Source organism: Pseudoalteromonas sp. NFXS53 (assembly GCF_056629255.1).
Window position 1 is genome coordinate 162,058 of record NZ_JBWVBR010000003.1, and the last position, 16,008, is coordinate 178,065.

Here is a 16,008-nt window from a genome sequence, read left to right on the forward strand (position 1 = left end):
GCCGATTATATGCAATTTATGAAACATCATCCACTCGTTAATATTTGTTCCATAAATATAAGAACTCAATGAATTTGGAGAACAAGATGACGTTTAGATATGGTGTAGACCGTCTAGATCTTGATACTGTAAATGGTATTGCAAATGGTTCAGTTGAAGCTGTTTTAACAAGTGAAGCTATCAGCAAAATTAATACAAGCCGCCAGCGCGTTGACAAAATGGCGGCATCAGACAAAGCGGTGTATGGCATTAACACTGGCTTTGGTCCTTTATGTGATACGCAAATCACCCCAGAAGAAACAAACCTATTACAAAAAAACCTGCTGATCACTCACGCAGTTGGTGTTGGTAATCCCATTGCTAAATCGATTTCTAAATTGATGCTTATCACTAAAGTGCACGCCTTAAGCCAAGGTTTCTCAGGTATTCGCCTAGAAACCGTTGAGCGCATGCTGAAGTTTATTGAGCTTGATTTAATTCCAGTCGTACCAGAGCAAGGCTCGGTGGGTGCATCAGGTGATTTAGCGCCATTATCTCACTTATTCTTACCTCTTTTAGGTGAAGGCGAGTTTTGGGTTGGTAATCAAATTGTTCCTGCGGCAAAAGCCCTTGCTGATAATGGTTTAGAGCCAATGGATCTTCATGCTAAAGAAGGTTTAGCGCTAATTAATGGTACACAGTTTATTTTATCGCATGGTATTACTGGCCTAACTAAGATGCGTTACTTGCTTGACCTTGCCGATGTAGCAGGTGCAATGAGCATTGAAGGTATGCAAGGTAGCCAATCGCCATTTAGAGAAGAGCTACATGCAATTCGTGCCTTTGCTGGCAATGTTGAAGTCGCTACACGCATGCGTCGTCTATTTAAAGATTCACAAAATATGGCAGATCACACTGACTGTGACCGCGTACAAGACCCTTATTCGCTGCGCTGTATTCCACAGGTGCACGGTGCATCACGCAACGCTTACAACCACTTAAAAGAACTTGTTGAAATTGAAATGAACTCGGTCACTGATAACCCAATTGTGATCAGTGAAGAAGAAGCGATTTCGGGTGGTAGTTTCCACGGTCAACCGTTGGCAATGGCACTTGATTATGCGTCAATTGCCGCTGCTGAACTGGGGAACATTTCAGACCGTCGCTGTTATTTATTACTCGAAGGTTTACACGGTTTGCCACGCCTACTGACTACATCTGGTGGCCTAAACTCAGGCATGATGATCCCGCAATACACCACTGCGGCACTTGTAACGGAAAACAAATCACTGTGCTTCCCACCGTCAGCGGACAGTGTACCTACCTCTATGGGCCAGGAAGATCACGTGTCTATGGGCAGTATTTCGGGCCGTAAACTTAACCAAATTCTTGGTAATCTTGAGAAAATCTTCGCAATCGAATTAATGTACGCAGCGCAAGCGGTTGACTTCAGACGCCCAAATACATGTTCAGATATCATTGAACAAAATCATGCGCTTATTCGTACTAAGGTTGCGAAATTAGAAGAAGACAGACTACTAAAGCCTGACATTGATGCCATGGTTGAGTTTGTGAAATCTCAAGCATTTACTGTTACGCTGAACTAAGGATAACGACATGAACGTACAAGAATTTCAGAACATAATCAAGCAAGGTATTCCTAATGAATTACCAGCATCTAAAGCATATCCAACAGGCGCTAACCGCGCGCCAAAGCGTAAAGATATTTTATCGCTTGAAGAAAAGCAGTTAGCGGTGCGTAATGCGCTACGTTATTTCCCGAAAGAGTGGCACGCAGAACTTGCAGAAGAATTTGCACAAGAATTGAAAGATTTTGGCCGTATTTATATGTACCGCTTTAAGCCTAACTATGAGCTAAAAGCGCGTTCAATCTCTGACTACCCTGCAAAATGCGAACAAGCTGCTGCGATCATGCTAATGATCGACAATAATCTTGATCCAGCAGTGGCACAGCATCCTGAAGAACTTATCACTTACGGTGGTAACGGCGCTGTATTCCAAAACTGGGCACAATACTTACTTGCCATGAAGTACCTAAGCGAGATGGAAGAAGACCAAACGCTACATATGTATTCTGGCCACCCTATGGGCTTATTCCCATCCTCTAAAGATGCACCGCGTGTGGTTGTAACCAATGGTATGATGATCCCGAATTATTCAAAGCCGGATGACTGGGAAAAATTCAATGCGCTAGGTGTAACGCAATATGGCCAAATGACAGCAGGCTCATTTATGTACATTGGTCCTCAAGGCATTGTGCACGGTACAACCATTACGGTAATGAATGCATTCCGTAAAGTACTTAACAAAGGCGAATCACCAAAAGGTAAGATCTTCTTAACCGCCGGTCTTGGCGGTATGAGTGGTGCACAGCCTAAAGCGGGTAATATTGCTAACTGTATTACTGTATGTGCTGAAGTGAACCCGAAAGCAGCGATTAAGCGTCATGAGCAAGGTTGGGTAGATGAACTTGTTGATAACATAGATGATCTTGTTGCACGTGTACGCAAAGCACAAGAAAACGAAGAAGTGGTGTCTATTGCGTTCATTGGTAACATTGTAAACGTATGGGAAAGCTTCTTAGCAGAAGACATTTTTGTACATTTAGGCTCAGACCAAACGTCGCTTCATAACCCATGGTCAGGCGGATACTACCCGGTTGATATTAGCTACGAAGAATCAAATCGCTTAATTCGTGAAGAGCCTGACCTATTCAAAGAAAAAGTACAATCAACTCTTAAGCGCCACGCTGAAGCGGTAAACAAGCACACAGCGAAAGGCACTTACTTCTTTGATTATGGTAATGCTTTCTTACTTGAATCATCACGTGCGGGCGGTGATGTTATGGCTGAAAATGGCATCGACTTTAAATATCCGTCATACGTGCAAGATATTCTAGGTCCTATGTGTTTCGACTATGGCTTTGGTCCGTTCCGTTGGGTATGTACTTCTGGTAACCCTGCAGACTTAGACAAAACGGATGCGATTGCAGCGCAAGTGCTTGAAGAAATCATGGCGAACTCGCCAGAAGAAATTCAGCAACAGATGCAAGACAACATCACTTGGATCAAAGACGCGAAAGAAAACAAGCTAGTGGTTGGCTCTCAAGCGCGTATTCTTTACGCTGATTCTGAAGGTCGTATTAAGATTGCTAAAGCATTTAACGATGCCATAGAGCGCGGTGAGATTGGTCCTGTTGTACTTGGTCGCGACCACCACGATGTATCTGGTACCGATTCACCATTTCGCGAAACATCTAACATCTATGATGGCAGCCGCTTCACAGCAGACATGGCGATTCACAATGTGATCGGAGACGGTTTCCGTGGTGCCACTTGGGTGTCTATCCACAATGGCGGTGGCGTTGGCTGGGGTGAAGTAATGAATGGTGGTTTCGGTATGTTACTTGACGGTAGTGACGATGCTGATCGTCGTCTTAAGTCAATGCTACTGTTCGACGTAAACAATGGTATTGCACGTCGCAGCTGGGCACGTAACGAAGAAGCTAACTTCGCTATTAAGCGTGAAATGGAACGCACACCTAAACTTAAAGTCACGCTTTCACAAAATGTCGAAGACGAAATTTTAAATAAACTAGACTTTTAGTTTAACTAATACATGATATTCACAAGGCCGTTTCAAAAATGAAATGGCCTTTTTTACATATCATTCCTCTTATAATAATTCTCTTAAAGCCGTCTGCTTAAGTAAGTGATCTATTTTGAAGCAAGGAAAACTCTTTGATGACACCGCTCACGCGTCCTGCTATTGCTAAGGTACCTACATCCATTTATGCAAGGCAAAATTTAGCTATTTATTTGTTCTCGGCAATTGCTCCTGCATTGCTCTACTTTCTGCATCCATAAGAATTTTAAACGAACTTAGCGTGATTTTAGTCCCTCATAATGATTGAGTATTATCAAGAATTGGTAAAAATTGAAATTTCGAATTTATATTGCAATACGATTTTTACCGCAATTCTTCGCTTGATACATTTTTTCATCCGCACATCGGATCAATGTTTCTATACTGTGGTTATTGTCACTGTAATAAGCGATGCCTAAGCTGGCGCTAATATTAACCTTATTCAACTTACCTTCGCTGTCTTTAACTTGATAACTTTTTGCAATCTCTGTCACGGCCTTTTTCGCTAAGTTAACTGCACTTTGCTTATTTTCGAGGTTAGGTAAGCAAATTAAAAACTCATCTCCACCTAGGCGACCCACTGTATCTGATTCTCTAAAAATCTTACTTAACCTAGTCGCGACTTGTTTAAGCAATTCATCTCCAGCACCATGCCCATAAGTATCATTAACTGCTTTAAAACCATCTAAATCAAGAAACATCACAGCCAGTTGCTTATCTGAGCGTTTCGCTTGTTTAAATGCTGAATTTAATCTCTCTTTAGTCAGCCAAACAGAAGGCAGTTTGGTCAAAGGATCATAATGCGCTATTTTTTTAAGTTCGCTTTTTGTCTTCTGAAGCTCTTGGATCGTATCGTGTAACTCAGTGACATTATATTCAGTCACTAGAAAAACAAAATCACCAGTCAGTGGATGACGACTTATGCGGATGTCCACGGTGTGTCGCTGCTCCCCTATATTGGTTTGCATAATATGCTCTTCACACCCTGCTTTTTGGCTTTGAGAGGCTGTTAAACGTGTACTTCCTTCTGATTGTTCTTTAAAGCGTGTTTCAAAATCACTGAGATTTTCGTCTTTATCTATGTTGCTATACCAATCAGTAAAAGCTGGGTTTTCAAAAAGGCGTTTGCCATCCATGTCGTAGCAACTTACCGCTACAGTGGTATATCGCATCGCTTCAGCAAAGAGTAAGTTTTCAGGCTGGCTACTGGTATCCATCTGCTCACTGATAAAAGCGATAATCCCTCGGTGCTTTTCTGGACCAAGTAAAACCGCAACGTGGCGCATCAGCATGACTTTTGGCTGGCCATTTGGGTATGTTGTCCAAGGGTCTTTTGTTAACCCTTCTTGTGCTGCTTTGACAAATGTTTGTTCTGTGCGTTTGCGAGCACCTTCAGTATCACCAGACAGGTCTTTATCGATCAATTGCTGAACGTCACTAAGGCCCCAAAAATCCAGTGCGTTCTTATTACCCCACCAAAAGCCATGGCGGTCTAAATCAAAAACCCAAATGATATCCGGAGAATAGTCAAAAGCATTTAGCTCGTTCGATGTGGTAATTACCGATAAATGGTCAACTGCAACTTCTTGATACACGTCTGAACTCTTAAAAAAACCTGTAAAAGCATATTACTTATATTATGTCTTCTCACCAACAAATGATTGCTGTCCTCGAAACATGTTTTCGGATAAATCTGGAGAATCTTTAAATACAGCCAAATTGCATTGATAACATAATAATTTAGACATAATCGGATTTTAATCTCTGATAAATCAACGTCTGTTGAACAGAGTACGCTTAGCGTAACAATTTTGTAAAAAATAAGAGGTTATTTAAAAGTAACCTTACCGCCAACGACTTTGAGTGCAGGGGTGCCTCTGATCAGTGTTTTTCTCGCAAATTCGATATTGCACTGTGGACAATGAGTTTTATCGTTTGTGTAATCTTTAACAATTCGCTCTTCAAAACATTTGACTAAGGCGCCTTTACCACCCTTTCGGTATTTAAAAAGTTGAGTACGACATTTTGCGCAAAAAATATCAACCGTTCTTACCGGCCCTTTCTTATTCGGTTTTGCCATAGCGATTATTTATAAAAAACAGCCAACCAAATCGTTGGTTGAAGGTCTGAGGTTTGTTTCACTTTGTGCTTTTTGTTGGCAGGAATATTCAATGAATCACCTTGCTCTAGCGTTATACATTCACCACTTTCAAATTCAAGTACACCAAAGCCCTCTAAGACCATCACCCATTCATGTTCGTCTTGGTCATACCAACCCGTCTCAGGTGAGCTGTGTCCATGAGAAACAATACGCTCAATGCGAACTGAATCGGTTTTGATCAGATCTTCAAAAGCCTCTTCTTGAAGGTTATTAGGTAAGCTGTTTAACAAATTTTTTATCATAGTTTATTCTTTTGGTTTAGCTTATTAATCTTCTTTTTTTATTGAGAATTAACCAAGCCAAGTTCAATGAGTATTTACTCGTCGTCTTCCCTTTGTGGCTGTACTTCAGTTACCACTTTTTGCACTATTTTTACCCTGCCCGATTTTACCAATGCATCTCGCAAAATATATTCTATTTGCGCGTTTACACTGCGTAAGTCATCGTCGGCCCAGCGCTGAACTGCCGCTAATACATCAGGGTTTATTCTCAGTGGATAACTTTTCTTACTGGCCAAAATAATCCTCAAAAAAATTGGTAAGTCGAAGCCTAAACGACAACTTCGACTTAATTTAAAAACAAGTACTAGTATAAACTACCTGCATTGACCACAGGTTGCGTATTTTGCTCGGCGCATAATACCACCAGCAAGTTGCTGACCATAGCGGCTTTACGCTCTTCGTCTAGCTCTACGATTTCTCGTTCAGACAATCGGCTTAGCGCTAGCTCCACCATACCAACCGCACCATCTACGATTTTTTGTCTTGCAGCTATAATGGCTGAAGCTTGTTGACGCTGTAACATGGCACTGGCAATTTCTGACGCATAAGCAAGGTGCGAAATTCGGGCTTCATGCACTTTTACTCCTGCTTTTGCCAATCTGTCTTGAATTTCTGTCTTTAATGCTTCAGAGACTTGAATTGGGTGACTGCGCAATGCGATTTCGTCACCGTCATGTTGATCGTAGGGATAAGCACTCGACATATTTCTTAGCGCCGCTTCACTTTGAATATTTACAAAGCTTTCGTAGTCATCTACTTCAAATACGGCTTCTGCTGTGTCATTCACTGACCACACAACTACGGTGGCAATCTCAATTGGATTGCCATGTGCATCATTGACTTTGATCTTATTACTTTCAAAATTTCTTAATCTTAAAGAAATATTTCTACGAATAAAGAAAGGCACAGTCCAACGTAAGCCATTTTCTTTTACTGTGCCTACGTAACTGCCAAACAAAGTCAGTACACGGCCTTGGTTTGGCTGCACCATGAATAAACCTGTTAAACATGCCAAACTAAGCACAGCCAGAACAACAAATAAAATGCCACTCCCATTTATAGGGTTAAATTGGCTTAAGCAGGCTAATGCAATTGCAATAAAAATCACCGTTGCACCATAGCCGTTTGTTGAGAATCCTTTTGTTTCTTTCATTGAAAACTCCATCAATGTGATATCAAGTTGATATCACATTAGATCGAGTTGGGATGTTAGGCAAGCATTTTGTTCCTATAATTACGCAGTCTATTTGTAACTATTTATTTTATTCTCAATAGATGCAATGGATTTATCGCTTGGAAAATCCTCTTTAAATGCTTGATAAGCTGCCTTTGCCTCATTAACTAATTGCTGCTCAAGATAAGCATTAATGAGAGACTCTGATAATTTAGGATGCTTAAAAATGTTTGCTATTTCGGCTTTAAGCGTGAGCTCCTGTAATTTTTGCTCTTTCGATTGCGCAAGTCTGTATGCGTAAAAAGCGTAAAGGCCTAGATAATTTAAGTCATATTTCGCTTTATCTTTGGCAAGTTCAATTGAAATAACCGCAGCACCGTTTAACTTTGCTTGAGTAATTAACTCGAACGTTGCTTCATCTTTAAAGGGTGCTCTTTGCTTTGGTGAAATGCCTAACTTTAATAACAAGGCTTCTGCGGCTTTAGCGACACTCATCGGGTTTTGAGCTGTTATAAGCGTTCCATCAACAGAAATATACGGCATCATTGGGCTGTTTTTCACAAATGTCGCACCGCGCTCAATCAACTTTTCTTCAAGTAAAAATGGAAACTTATCAAGTAACTCTGAATTAAAAGCTTGCTCTTCGATCTGTGTAAAACTATTTACCTTTTTGCCTGCAACAAAGAATCGACCATCCTTGCGCTTTAAATTAACCAATGCAGCAGGGCCATGACATACAGCGGCGATTGGAGATTCCTGTTCGATAAACTGACTAATGAAAGCTTGAGTTGCAGGGTCAAAAGGTAAGTCAAACATTGCGCCATCTCCACCAACAATAAATAAAGCGTCATAGCTTTGCCCACTTGCTTGTTTTGCTGAGTGAGTATTTTGCAATTTATGAAGGGCAAGGCCTTTGAATTTTTGTATATAAGCTAGGTTGTCTTTATTTGTCTTAACGACAACTTCACCGCCTTTAGGCGTGACAATATCAAGCTCTAAGTTATGGTTATGCAAAACCAAATAAGTTTGTGCAAGCTCTTCAAGGTCATAACTAATTTTACCTTGGGTTTCATTGCCGTAACCGGAAATTAATAAAGCGACTTTTTTGGCAAATACATGGGGGCTTATTAAACCCAGACAAATTATGAATAAAGTTAAATATTTCATTGCTGCTTCTCCTTGTTGAAGTTAGCAACACTTTAACCAATCAGTTGTCGTGACTTTGTCGTGATTTATATTTATTTAAGTGTTTGAGGGCGAGTTACCAAGGCTTATTTGCACTATAAAGTAACCTGGCGGTTGTTCAATGTGCAATTGCCAATTTGATTGTTCACAAATACGCTTTATCAAGTTTAAACCATGCCCTAACCCTTCACTCTGCTCGCCTTTTACACCGCTTACAAAGGGTAAATTAATGGTATTTTGTTGAGTCTGGTTTTTAAAAATAAGCTGCCGCTCATTTAAGGTAATGTCGGCATTATCGCCACTTGCGTGTCGGACCATGTTCGACAGTAGATTTAGCATTAGAATACTAACCAGGTTTTGGTTGCACGTTATTTTCACATCGCCCTCAAAATTAAGGGTTAACTCAAGATGTTTTCCTGCCTCTGCAAGTAAAAAGTCAAATTGGTTAATAATCAAAGACTCTATCTCGGCAGTTAAATTGACCGTCTCTGTTTGACTTGATTCTGAACGTGCAAGCGCCAATAAAATTGAAGTGATTTGATTGATATTGGCAACTGCCTTGGCAACTGTATCAAAATTATTTTCTGTGATTATTTTTTCTTCTTTACTTTCTGAAAGTACATTTTGAATAATCGCCACAGGCGTTCTGATTTCATGACTTATGTCTTTGGTAAAAACGCGCTCTCGTTCAAGCGCATTATTCAACTGAGTAAAAGCGTTTTTAGTATTGAGTGCTAATAAACCAATTTCGTTTTCTGGAAACGTGTCAGGCTCAATATTGTCTGCCTTTTTTGTGTTCACTTGAGATGTGAGTGTTTTTAAAGGCCTTGTTATCTTCTTGGCAGTCAATAAGCTTATTAACAGTGATATGACGGAAATAATACAAGCAATTACTAAAAGCCACACGAGCAAGTTTGGCATATTATCTTTGCTGACCTCGAACTGCTCTACGTCAGCGAGCAAAAATAACTGTTGTCGACCTAATTCGATGGTGGTCATATGGAGCGTTTTGTCTGAACTTATTTGATACTCGATTTTGCTAGAGTTTGACGGGTATTCTTTTTGGATCTCGATAGGTAGATCTGCAAAATTTTCAACCAAGTACATGTAATCTGCTTTTGGGGGGAGCACTTCGCCTGAACGTTTAAATTGTTCAGTAATATAAGTCGCTTCGTCGTTGACTAAGCGGTTAAATATATTATCTTCAATTGTCCAAGCATATAAAATAATCAACAAGCTATAAATAAGCGAGATGGATATCACAGTCCCTATAATTACGCGACTTATACTACTTGAAAGGCTTTTCATCATTGCATCACTTTATTTTAGTCATTCTTGTTAAGCTACTCGTTTTTTAGACACGTATTACTCTGACGCAACAATTTTAAACCCAATTCCGTGAACCGTTTTAATCATCGGGCACTCAAAAGGTTTATCAATGGCGTTGCGAAGCGTATAGATATGACTGCGAACGGCATCGGTATCAGGCATATCATCTCCCCATACTTTTTCAATCAATTGGCGTTTACTAAGGGCATTCGGGTATGCTTCTGCAAGCAATTTAAGCAATAAGAAATCAGTTTTTGAGAGTTTTATGTTCTGGCCTCCCCGATGGACTGTTTTTTGATGAAAGTCTATTTCTAAATCACCAATACATGTCTTCTGAGACTTATGTAATTGATGCCTTCTAGCGAGTGCTAAACACCGAACATAAACCTCTTCTAACACGTAAGGTTTTGTGAGGTAATCGTCTGTGCCGTGTGAAAAGCCATCAAGTTTTTCTTCAATACTGTCTCTTGCGGTGAGCATCAACACCGGAATATTCGTCGCAAGCTCAGATTTGATAAAACGACAAAGATTTAACCCATCTGTATCAGGTAAGGTTAAATCTAATATCACAACATCAAAATGCTCAGATTCAAGTAAGTTAGTCGCTGTTTGACCATTACAGGCATAGTCCACGACCATGCCTTTTTGCATAAGAAAATTGCACAGTTGCTCTGCTAATTGCTGATTATCTTCAACCAATAAAATACGGCTTTTTTCTTTATTCATTTAACTGTCTTTTGTCGTATTAATTCTAGTGTGGCCGCAATGGTCTTATCATCCATGTTTTGCGTAATGCTATTGCCTGGCTCAATCTCATAATGTGGTTGAACACCTTGTTGAGTCAACTCCCCACTCGGTCTAACTAACAAACGAGTCGTAATATAGGCTCTCAATTCTGAATGAGGTAAATTGAATAAATTTCCCTGCCCTGATTGATTGGCAAAACCTTGTGTTGGCTGGCCTACTAAGGTTGCAAAGCCATTATCTTTTAAGGTCGTTGCAAATACGATAGCTGCTGAATAACTAATAGCGCCTGTCAGTAAATAAACCTTACCAGAAAACCTGATATCGTCACTCATTGGCGTTTCCCAATCATCCCAACCCGTGTCGACAATTTCCCCTACTTTCCCTTTATAATTAAACCAACCACGGTTGTCTTTGTTGAGTTTTTCTTGCAGTGCAGAGACCAATCTAAATGGCTTATTTGCAAGATAACGACTTAAATAAGCGACTGTATCCGTATTACCGCCGGGGTTGTTTCTAATATCAATAATGAGAGAGTGAATGTTTAACGCTTTAATTTGCTCAAAACTTTCGTCAACAAAATCTTCAAACTCGCTTGGTTTTATATCAAAGTGATCTAAATATAATAAACCTACACCTTTTTCTAACTCTTTAAAGTAATGGTCTTGATTTGTTTTTCCTGAAATAGCAGTTGCTGTCTGTTGCCAATCTTGGGCTTGGGTGATCTGCAGGGTTTTGGCTCTCCCCTCGACTTCTATTTCAAGTTTAAATTCATTAATAAATCCGTATACAGCCCATAAATTAACTGGGAATCTCGCTGCCACGACTTTTTCTCTAAGTAGCCGACTTTCTCCACCTGTATATCTTTGCATTGTCGAGATTAGTTTTTCTGTCGATATACCATTAATTGATACGATTTTGCTTTCGCTCAAGACGCGTTCACTACCAGACTGATAGTCGTGCTGAATATATAGCTCTTGTTTGGAATTGATAAATACTTCAAAAGGAAAAGGTTTCGCACCTTGTTCTTTAAGCAAGCTATATTCTTGGTAAGGCCAAATCAAAAACGCATGACCATCATTAAATTTATGGCTGAGTTGACCTACTATTTTGTAAAACTCGGTTCGCATTAAAGGCCGAGTAATTTGCGACTTGAGTACTTCGGTATAGCTTTTTAGCTCAGAGACTTGAGTGTATTTTTCAAGGTTTGGGTGACGCTCCAGTGCGCCTTTTAACAGAGCATCAATATCTTGATGCATTTGCTCAACGGATAAATGCTCTGTAAGTAAAGACTCATCAGACAAGTCAGGCATTATCTCTAAATGACTACCTTGGCAGGCTACTAACATAGGTAGCATACATGCCATCATCAATGATTTATTGAGAGGTTTTAGAATTTTTTTCAACATCACTTTGCTCCTTTGCGGTATCTCATACCAATCCTCAAAAATACTCAATCATTTTGAGGGACTAAAACTGACGCTAGCTTCGTTAGAAATATCTTCTTTAGAACAACTAAATAGCAAAATCTTCGCCTTGCTATCGACAAGTTTTCTTTGCCTAAAAATAGATCACTTGATTAAGAGGATTGGTATCACAAAGTTAGCAAAGTGTTTGTGAAGGTTTTGTCGTGAAATACTAATACTTAATTTCAACTACAGGATAGGCACCCGCTTTACTCGCCGTGCTTGCTTGATATTAAACAGGTTTGTTTTAAGGTCTTGGAAGTCTTTGAGTTGCTTATCATTATGCACTTGTTGCTCTAACGAAGTATAAATAATATTGGATTCTAATAAATACTCTTTAGAAAACCCGCTTTGTACGGCTTTATCTACTAAATGTAAAAATTGCTCAGGATCTTTGTTATTTAACGCGATGAGCGAAGCGATAAATTGATTGGAGTATGAATCACCTTCTGAGGTTTTTCCCTTCACAATTCTATTTTTACCGTCAACTAAATTGGCGAACAACTGCGCTAGCTGTGCATATTTACTTTGGCTATTAGCAACTCGCTCTAAATGAAATAGTGACTTTTCTATATTTCCTTGTAACTCTAAAGCGCTTGCCAAAAGTAGATGGGCTTCAATAAAGTTAGGCCTTAATGTCAGTAAATCAGTTAAGGTTTTCTCAGCTTTTTTATAATGCTTAATTGCCAAGAAATACTCAGCTTGGCTCAGTACATAAAACGCATCATTCGGAGAAGATGCTATCAATGACTCTAAATGACGGTCACTCCAACTAAACATGTTTTTATTTAATAAAACCTGAGCCCGTATATCTTGTACAAGCGGATTGTCTGGTTGTAATTTATGTGCAATTTGAATCGCTTGCCACGCTCCTGAAATATCACCACGGTGATTCAGGGCGCTAGATTTAACGGCATGCGCGTTCACCCATTTGGGTGAGAGTGATATGGCTTTGTTCGCACTTTCAATGGTGTTTTTATATTTTCCCTGCTCAATTTGCACATTCCCAAGCGCAACATAAGGCCAAGGTTGGCTGTTCGACGCGTTAACTGCCTTTAATGCAAATTGATAAGCTTGTATTAAATCAGCCTGATTTGCGCCATGTAACTTATGTTTATTTAAATACAATTCACTTAATATTGAAAAAATAGCGACTTTATTGCTGGCGTGTTTGATTGAGTTTTCTAGGTCACTAATCCCACTATCTATTTGTGATAGGTCTTGTATCCCCATAAATCGCGCCACATCTAGCTCTCTCGATGCATCGTGAGATGATAGGCTTATATTTTCTTGTTCTGGTTGCTGTATCTTGCTCGGTTCAGTTTGCTTAAAAACACCTAACGCAATGATCCCAAAGATGACTAATCCACCAAGTATGACACGATGCCTAGTAAAAAAATGTAATTGTGGACTTACAAGTTTCGATGGATTTTGTTGTTCTTCTAGTTGGCTAACTGTATGTTCTACAATCTTAACTGATAAATTTAAACGATATCCTAGGCCTCGTTCTGCAATAATAAGGTCTTGTTCTTTTTCGACTGCCAAAACTTCCCTAAGACGAGATACACGCTTTTTAATGGTGTCTTCTGAGACGATTTTCCCCTGCCATACAAAGTCTAAGAGAATGTCATGAGAAACGACATTCGGCGCGCGTTCAACCAAACACACTAATAATCGATAAGATAACTCAGGCAAAGTAACCTCTGTAGAACCTTGAAATAATTTTCGTTCATCAAGGTTTAAAGTTAGGTTGTCTCCGACTTTATAAATTGACATCTTATTCCTTAAATACCCTTAACTAATTCTTATTATTAGATAAGTTCTTTTGTCACTGTGCGTCACCCTAACTCACTTTAAATCACTCTTCAATTAGTTTGAAAGTCGTTAGATTAAATATGTGTTTAATTTAGGGAAATGCATGATGCGTACAAAAATACTTTGTTTACTTATATTTTTTGCTTCATTTTTAAGCGTAGCAAATGAAATCAAGCGCAAAGAAATAGACAAGCTACTGACTCGATATCACCAATTAGAACAATTTAACGGTGTCGCGTTGGTCAGTCATAAAGGAAAGGTGCTCTTTAATAAGGGCTATGGCAAAGCTAACTTTGAATGGGACATTAGTCATACTGCTGAAGGTAAATTCAAAATCGCTTCAATAACTAAGCAATTTACAGCCATGTTGATACTTCAACTTGTTGAGCAAAAAAAGCTAAAGCTGGATGAAAAGCTAATCGAATACTATCCAAGTTACAGAGTTGATACTGGCTCGAAAATTACAATTAGACAGTTACTAAATCACACATCGGGCCTTGGCAACTTCTTTCACCTTGATGGCTACAAAGCCGTTGAAGCAAGAAATCCTTTCACACTTGACGAGTTTATCTCAAAATTTTGCAGCGAAGATTTAAACTTCGATCCAGGTACCCAGTTCAGATATAGCAATGCGGGTTATACCATTTTAGGTAAAGTCATCGAACAAGTAACGGGTAAATCTTATAGTGAAGTTTTAACACAGCAGATTCTAAAGCCGCTAGATATGAATAACTCTGGGTTTAACAAACAATATTCTGTCATAAACAATCGGGTGACTGGTTATGAACGACATTTAAATCGTTTAGAACACGCAAGCCATATAGACATGTCCGTGCCCTTTTCTGCTGGCAGTATGTATTCAACAGCCATGGATTTGTACCTTTGGGACCGAGGCTTAGCTGAAAACAAAATCTTATCTAAACCTTTAACCTCAGTGTTGTATCAAGTCACAGAACATAGAAACTATGCAGCGGGCTGGTTGGTTGATAACTACCCAGAAAAGCAATTTGGTAAACCTCTCACTCGAGTACATCATGGCGGTATGATCCCTGGCTTTAATGCCAATATCAGTCGTGTGTTAGAGGACGACACTTTAGTTGTATTGCTTGATAATACGGGCGGTGCGCCCATGACACCAATCACCGAAAAGGTGCTGAGTATTATCTATGACAAAGCATATAAACAACCTGAATTAAGGCTTTCACAAAAACTCTATAGAATGATCATAGAGCAAGGAAACTCTACTTCAATCGCTTGGTATAAGACATTGGTAGCGAAACACGAAGGGTTTAGTGAGCGTCAATTAATCAGATTTGCATATGAGCTGGTTGATGCTAACGAACAACAAGCTGCTCTAGCATTTTTAAAGCTAAATGCTGATCTCAACCCAGAATCAACTCGTGCTAAGCAAGCATTAAAAAGGGTAATCTCGCTTTAGTCTCATTATTTTCGGTGTACATTTTATTAATTTTAACTATAATCCCCGCACCCTTATTAGGGCCAACTTTTAACATAAGAATTAAACGTAAAAAGGACAATAATGCGTAAAACAGTTATAGCTCTTACTTCTGCTCTTTTTTTATCACCATCAATTTTTGCAAATAATAACATTTACACAGACATTCTTCTTGGTAAAGCAAAACAAGAATTCGAATCAAGTTTCGAATATTCAAGCCCTTATGATTCTGGTAAAGAGTATTATAAGCAACCGAGTCAAAATACAACCTCTTTTGGCGTAAGACTAGGCTATCAATTTACTAACAACTTTAGTGTTGAAATTGGTCACAATCAATTCGGCGAAACTGATCATACCTATGTTGACGAATTTAATGACACCATTAACGATAAAATCAAAAGTTCGTCAACCACACTGGGGGTTAATGCTCAATGGCCAATCAACGATAAATTTTTTATCAATGGCCGAGTAGGTATTGCTGCATGGGATTTAAAAGCGAAAAGTACAGATAGTTATTTTCCTGGTGTTGTTGAAGAAGATAGCGAAGATGGCAATGACCTTTACTATGGTTTCGGGCTTAAATACTTAGCGTCTGAAAACATCTATCTTGGTTTAGAATACTCTATTACTAATATGGCATCGGACAAAACAGAAAAAGATGGTCAATTTACAGAAAAAGTAAACTTAGACTATGATGTAAGTAACTTTGCAATTTTTGTTGGCGTTAACTTCTAACCTCAGTCTTAAGCAAG

General features: G+C 39.2%; 14 protein-coding genes. 4 read left to right on the forward strand and 10 right to left on the reverse strand.

The window, feature by feature from the left end:
* Positions 1-86: 86 nt before the first annotated feature.
* A complete protein-coding gene (gene hutH / locus AC1HJP_RS05405) occupies positions 87-1,586 on the forward strand; it encodes a histidine ammonia-lyase (protein WP_480360847.1) in 1,500 nt (499 codons plus the stop codon).
* A gap of 10 nt (positions 1,587-1,596) precedes the next feature.
* Positions 1,597-3,606, forward strand: a complete 2,010-nt coding sequence (locus AC1HJP_RS05410; RefSeq protein ID WP_480360849.1) for a urocanate hydratase — start codon at positions 1,597-1,599, stop codon at positions 3,604-3,606.
* A 344-nt stretch (positions 3,607-3,950) separates the two neighbouring features.
* Here AC1HJP_RS05410 and AC1HJP_RS05415 read toward each other — a convergent pair whose 3' ends face one another.
* The 10 genes from AC1HJP_RS05415 to AC1HJP_RS05460 form a co-directional block, all read right to left on the reverse strand.
* The gene (locus tag AC1HJP_RS05415) at positions 3,951-5,240 is read right to left on the reverse strand and encodes a diguanylate cyclase domain-containing protein (protein WP_480360851.1); all 1,290 of its coding nucleotides are present in this window, start codon (positions 5,238-5,240) and stop codon (positions 3,951-3,953) included.
* A gap of 233 nt (positions 5,241-5,473) precedes the next feature.
* Positions 5,474-5,725 carry a hypothetical protein gene (locus AC1HJP_RS05420; RefSeq protein WP_480360852.1) on the reverse strand — a complete coding sequence of 84 codons (252 nt, stop codon included), beginning with the start codon at positions 5,723-5,725 and terminating at the stop codon, positions 5,474-5,476.
* Between the two features lie 5 nt (positions 5,726-5,730).
* Complete coding sequence (locus tag AC1HJP_RS05425) at positions 5,731-6,048, reverse strand: cupin domain-containing protein (RefSeq protein WP_480360853.1); 318 nt, start codon at positions 6,046-6,048, stop codon at positions 5,731-5,733.
* Between the two features lie 74 nt (positions 6,049-6,122).
* Positions 6,123-6,323, reverse strand: coding sequence for a type II toxin-antitoxin system antitoxin (locus AC1HJP_RS05430; RefSeq protein ID WP_480360854.1), 201 nt, complete (start codon positions 6,321-6,323; stop codon positions 6,123-6,125).
* A 68-nt stretch (positions 6,324-6,391) separates the two neighbouring features.
* The gene (locus AC1HJP_RS05435; protein ID WP_480360855.1) at positions 6,392-7,240 is read right to left on the reverse strand and encodes an SPFH domain-containing protein; all 849 of its coding nucleotides are present in this window, start codon (positions 7,238-7,240) and stop codon (positions 6,392-6,394) included.
* A 90-nt stretch (positions 7,241-7,330) separates the two neighbouring features.
* Positions 7,331-8,428: a type 1 glutamine amidotransferase domain-containing protein gene (locus tag AC1HJP_RS05440; protein ID WP_480360856.1), complete on the reverse strand. Its 1,098-nt coding sequence runs from the start codon at positions 8,426-8,428 to the stop codon at positions 7,331-7,333.
* A gap of 75 nt (positions 8,429-8,503) precedes the next feature.
* On the reverse strand, positions 8,504-9,757 hold the full coding sequence (locus AC1HJP_RS05445; protein ID WP_480360857.1) for a sensor histidine kinase: 1,254 nt from the start codon (positions 9,755-9,757) through the stop codon (positions 8,504-8,506).
* A 54-nt stretch (positions 9,758-9,811) separates the two neighbouring features.
* Complete coding sequence (locus tag AC1HJP_RS05450) at positions 9,812-10,501, reverse strand: response regulator transcription factor (RefSeq protein ID WP_480360859.1); 690 nt, start codon at positions 10,499-10,501, stop codon at positions 9,812-9,814.
* A complete protein-coding gene (locus AC1HJP_RS05455) occupies positions 10,498-11,928 on the reverse strand; it encodes a S41 family peptidase (RefSeq protein WP_480360861.1) in 1,431 nt (476 codons plus the stop codon). The genes AC1HJP_RS05450 and AC1HJP_RS05455 overlap by 4 nt, the downstream gene beginning before the upstream one ends.
* 246 nt (positions 11,929-12,174) lie before the next feature.
* On the reverse strand, positions 12,175-13,761 hold the full coding sequence (locus AC1HJP_RS05460; protein WP_480360863.1) for a winged helix-turn-helix domain-containing protein: 1,587 nt from the start codon (positions 13,759-13,761) through the stop codon (positions 12,175-12,177).
* A gap of 142 nt (positions 13,762-13,903) precedes the next feature.
* Here AC1HJP_RS05460 and AC1HJP_RS05465 point away from each other — a divergent pair, with 142 nt between their 5' ends.
* On the forward strand, positions 13,904-15,238 hold the full coding sequence (locus AC1HJP_RS05465; RefSeq protein ID WP_480360865.1) for a serine hydrolase domain-containing protein: 1,335 nt from the start codon (positions 13,904-13,906) through the stop codon (positions 15,236-15,238).
* A gap of 102 nt (positions 15,239-15,340) precedes the next feature.
* The gene (locus AC1HJP_RS05470; protein ID WP_138478653.1) at positions 15,341-15,991 is read left to right on the forward strand and encodes an outer membrane protein; all 651 of its coding nucleotides are present in this window, start codon (positions 15,341-15,343) and stop codon (positions 15,989-15,991) included.
* The last annotated feature ends 17 nt before the right edge of the window (positions 15,992-16,008 follow it).

Bases quoted from the DNA above. Each gene is read 5' to 3' on its own strand.
- hutH (WP_480360847.1), top strand. From the start codon at position 87: ATGACGTTTAGATATGGTGTAGACCGTCTAGATCTTGATACTGTAAAT.
- AC1HJP_RS05410 (WP_480360849.1), top strand. From the start codon at position 1,597: ATGAACGTACAAGAATTTCAGAACATAATCAAGCAAGGTATTCCTAAT.
- AC1HJP_RS05420 (WP_480360852.1), bottom strand. From the start codon at position 5,725: ATGGCAAAACCGAATAAGAAAGGGCCGGTAAGAACGGTTGATATTTTT.
- AC1HJP_RS05425 (WP_480360853.1), bottom strand. From the start codon at position 6,048: ATGATAAAAAATTTGTTAAACAGCTTACCTAATAACCTTCAAGAAGAG.
- AC1HJP_RS05435 (WP_480360855.1), bottom strand. From the start codon at position 7,240: ATGAAAGAAACAAAAGGATTCTCAACAAACGGCTATGGTGCAACGGTG.
- AC1HJP_RS05440 (WP_480360856.1), bottom strand. From the start codon at position 8,428: ATGAAATATTTAACTTTATTCATAATTTGTCTGGGTTTAATAAGCCCC.
- AC1HJP_RS05445 (WP_480360857.1), bottom strand. From the start codon at position 9,757: ATGATGAAAAGCCTTTCAAGTAGTATAAGTCGCGTAATTATAGGGACT.
- AC1HJP_RS05450 (WP_480360859.1), bottom strand. From the start codon at position 10,501: ATGAATAAAGAAAAAAGCCGTATTTTATTGGTTGAAGATAATCAGCAA.
- AC1HJP_RS05455 (WP_480360861.1), bottom strand. From the start codon at position 11,928: ATGTTGAAAAAAATTCTAAAACCTCTCAATAAATCATTGATGATGGCA.
- AC1HJP_RS05460 (WP_480360863.1), bottom strand. From the start codon at position 13,761: ATGTCAATTTATAAAGTCGGAGACAACCTAACTTTAAACCTTGATGAA.
- AC1HJP_RS05465 (WP_480360865.1), top strand. From the start codon at position 13,904: ATGATGCGTACAAAAATACTTTGTTTACTTATATTTTTTGCTTCATTT.
- AC1HJP_RS05470 (WP_138478653.1), top strand. From the start codon at position 15,341: ATGCGTAAAACAGTTATAGCTCTTACTTCTGCTCTTTTTTTATCACCA.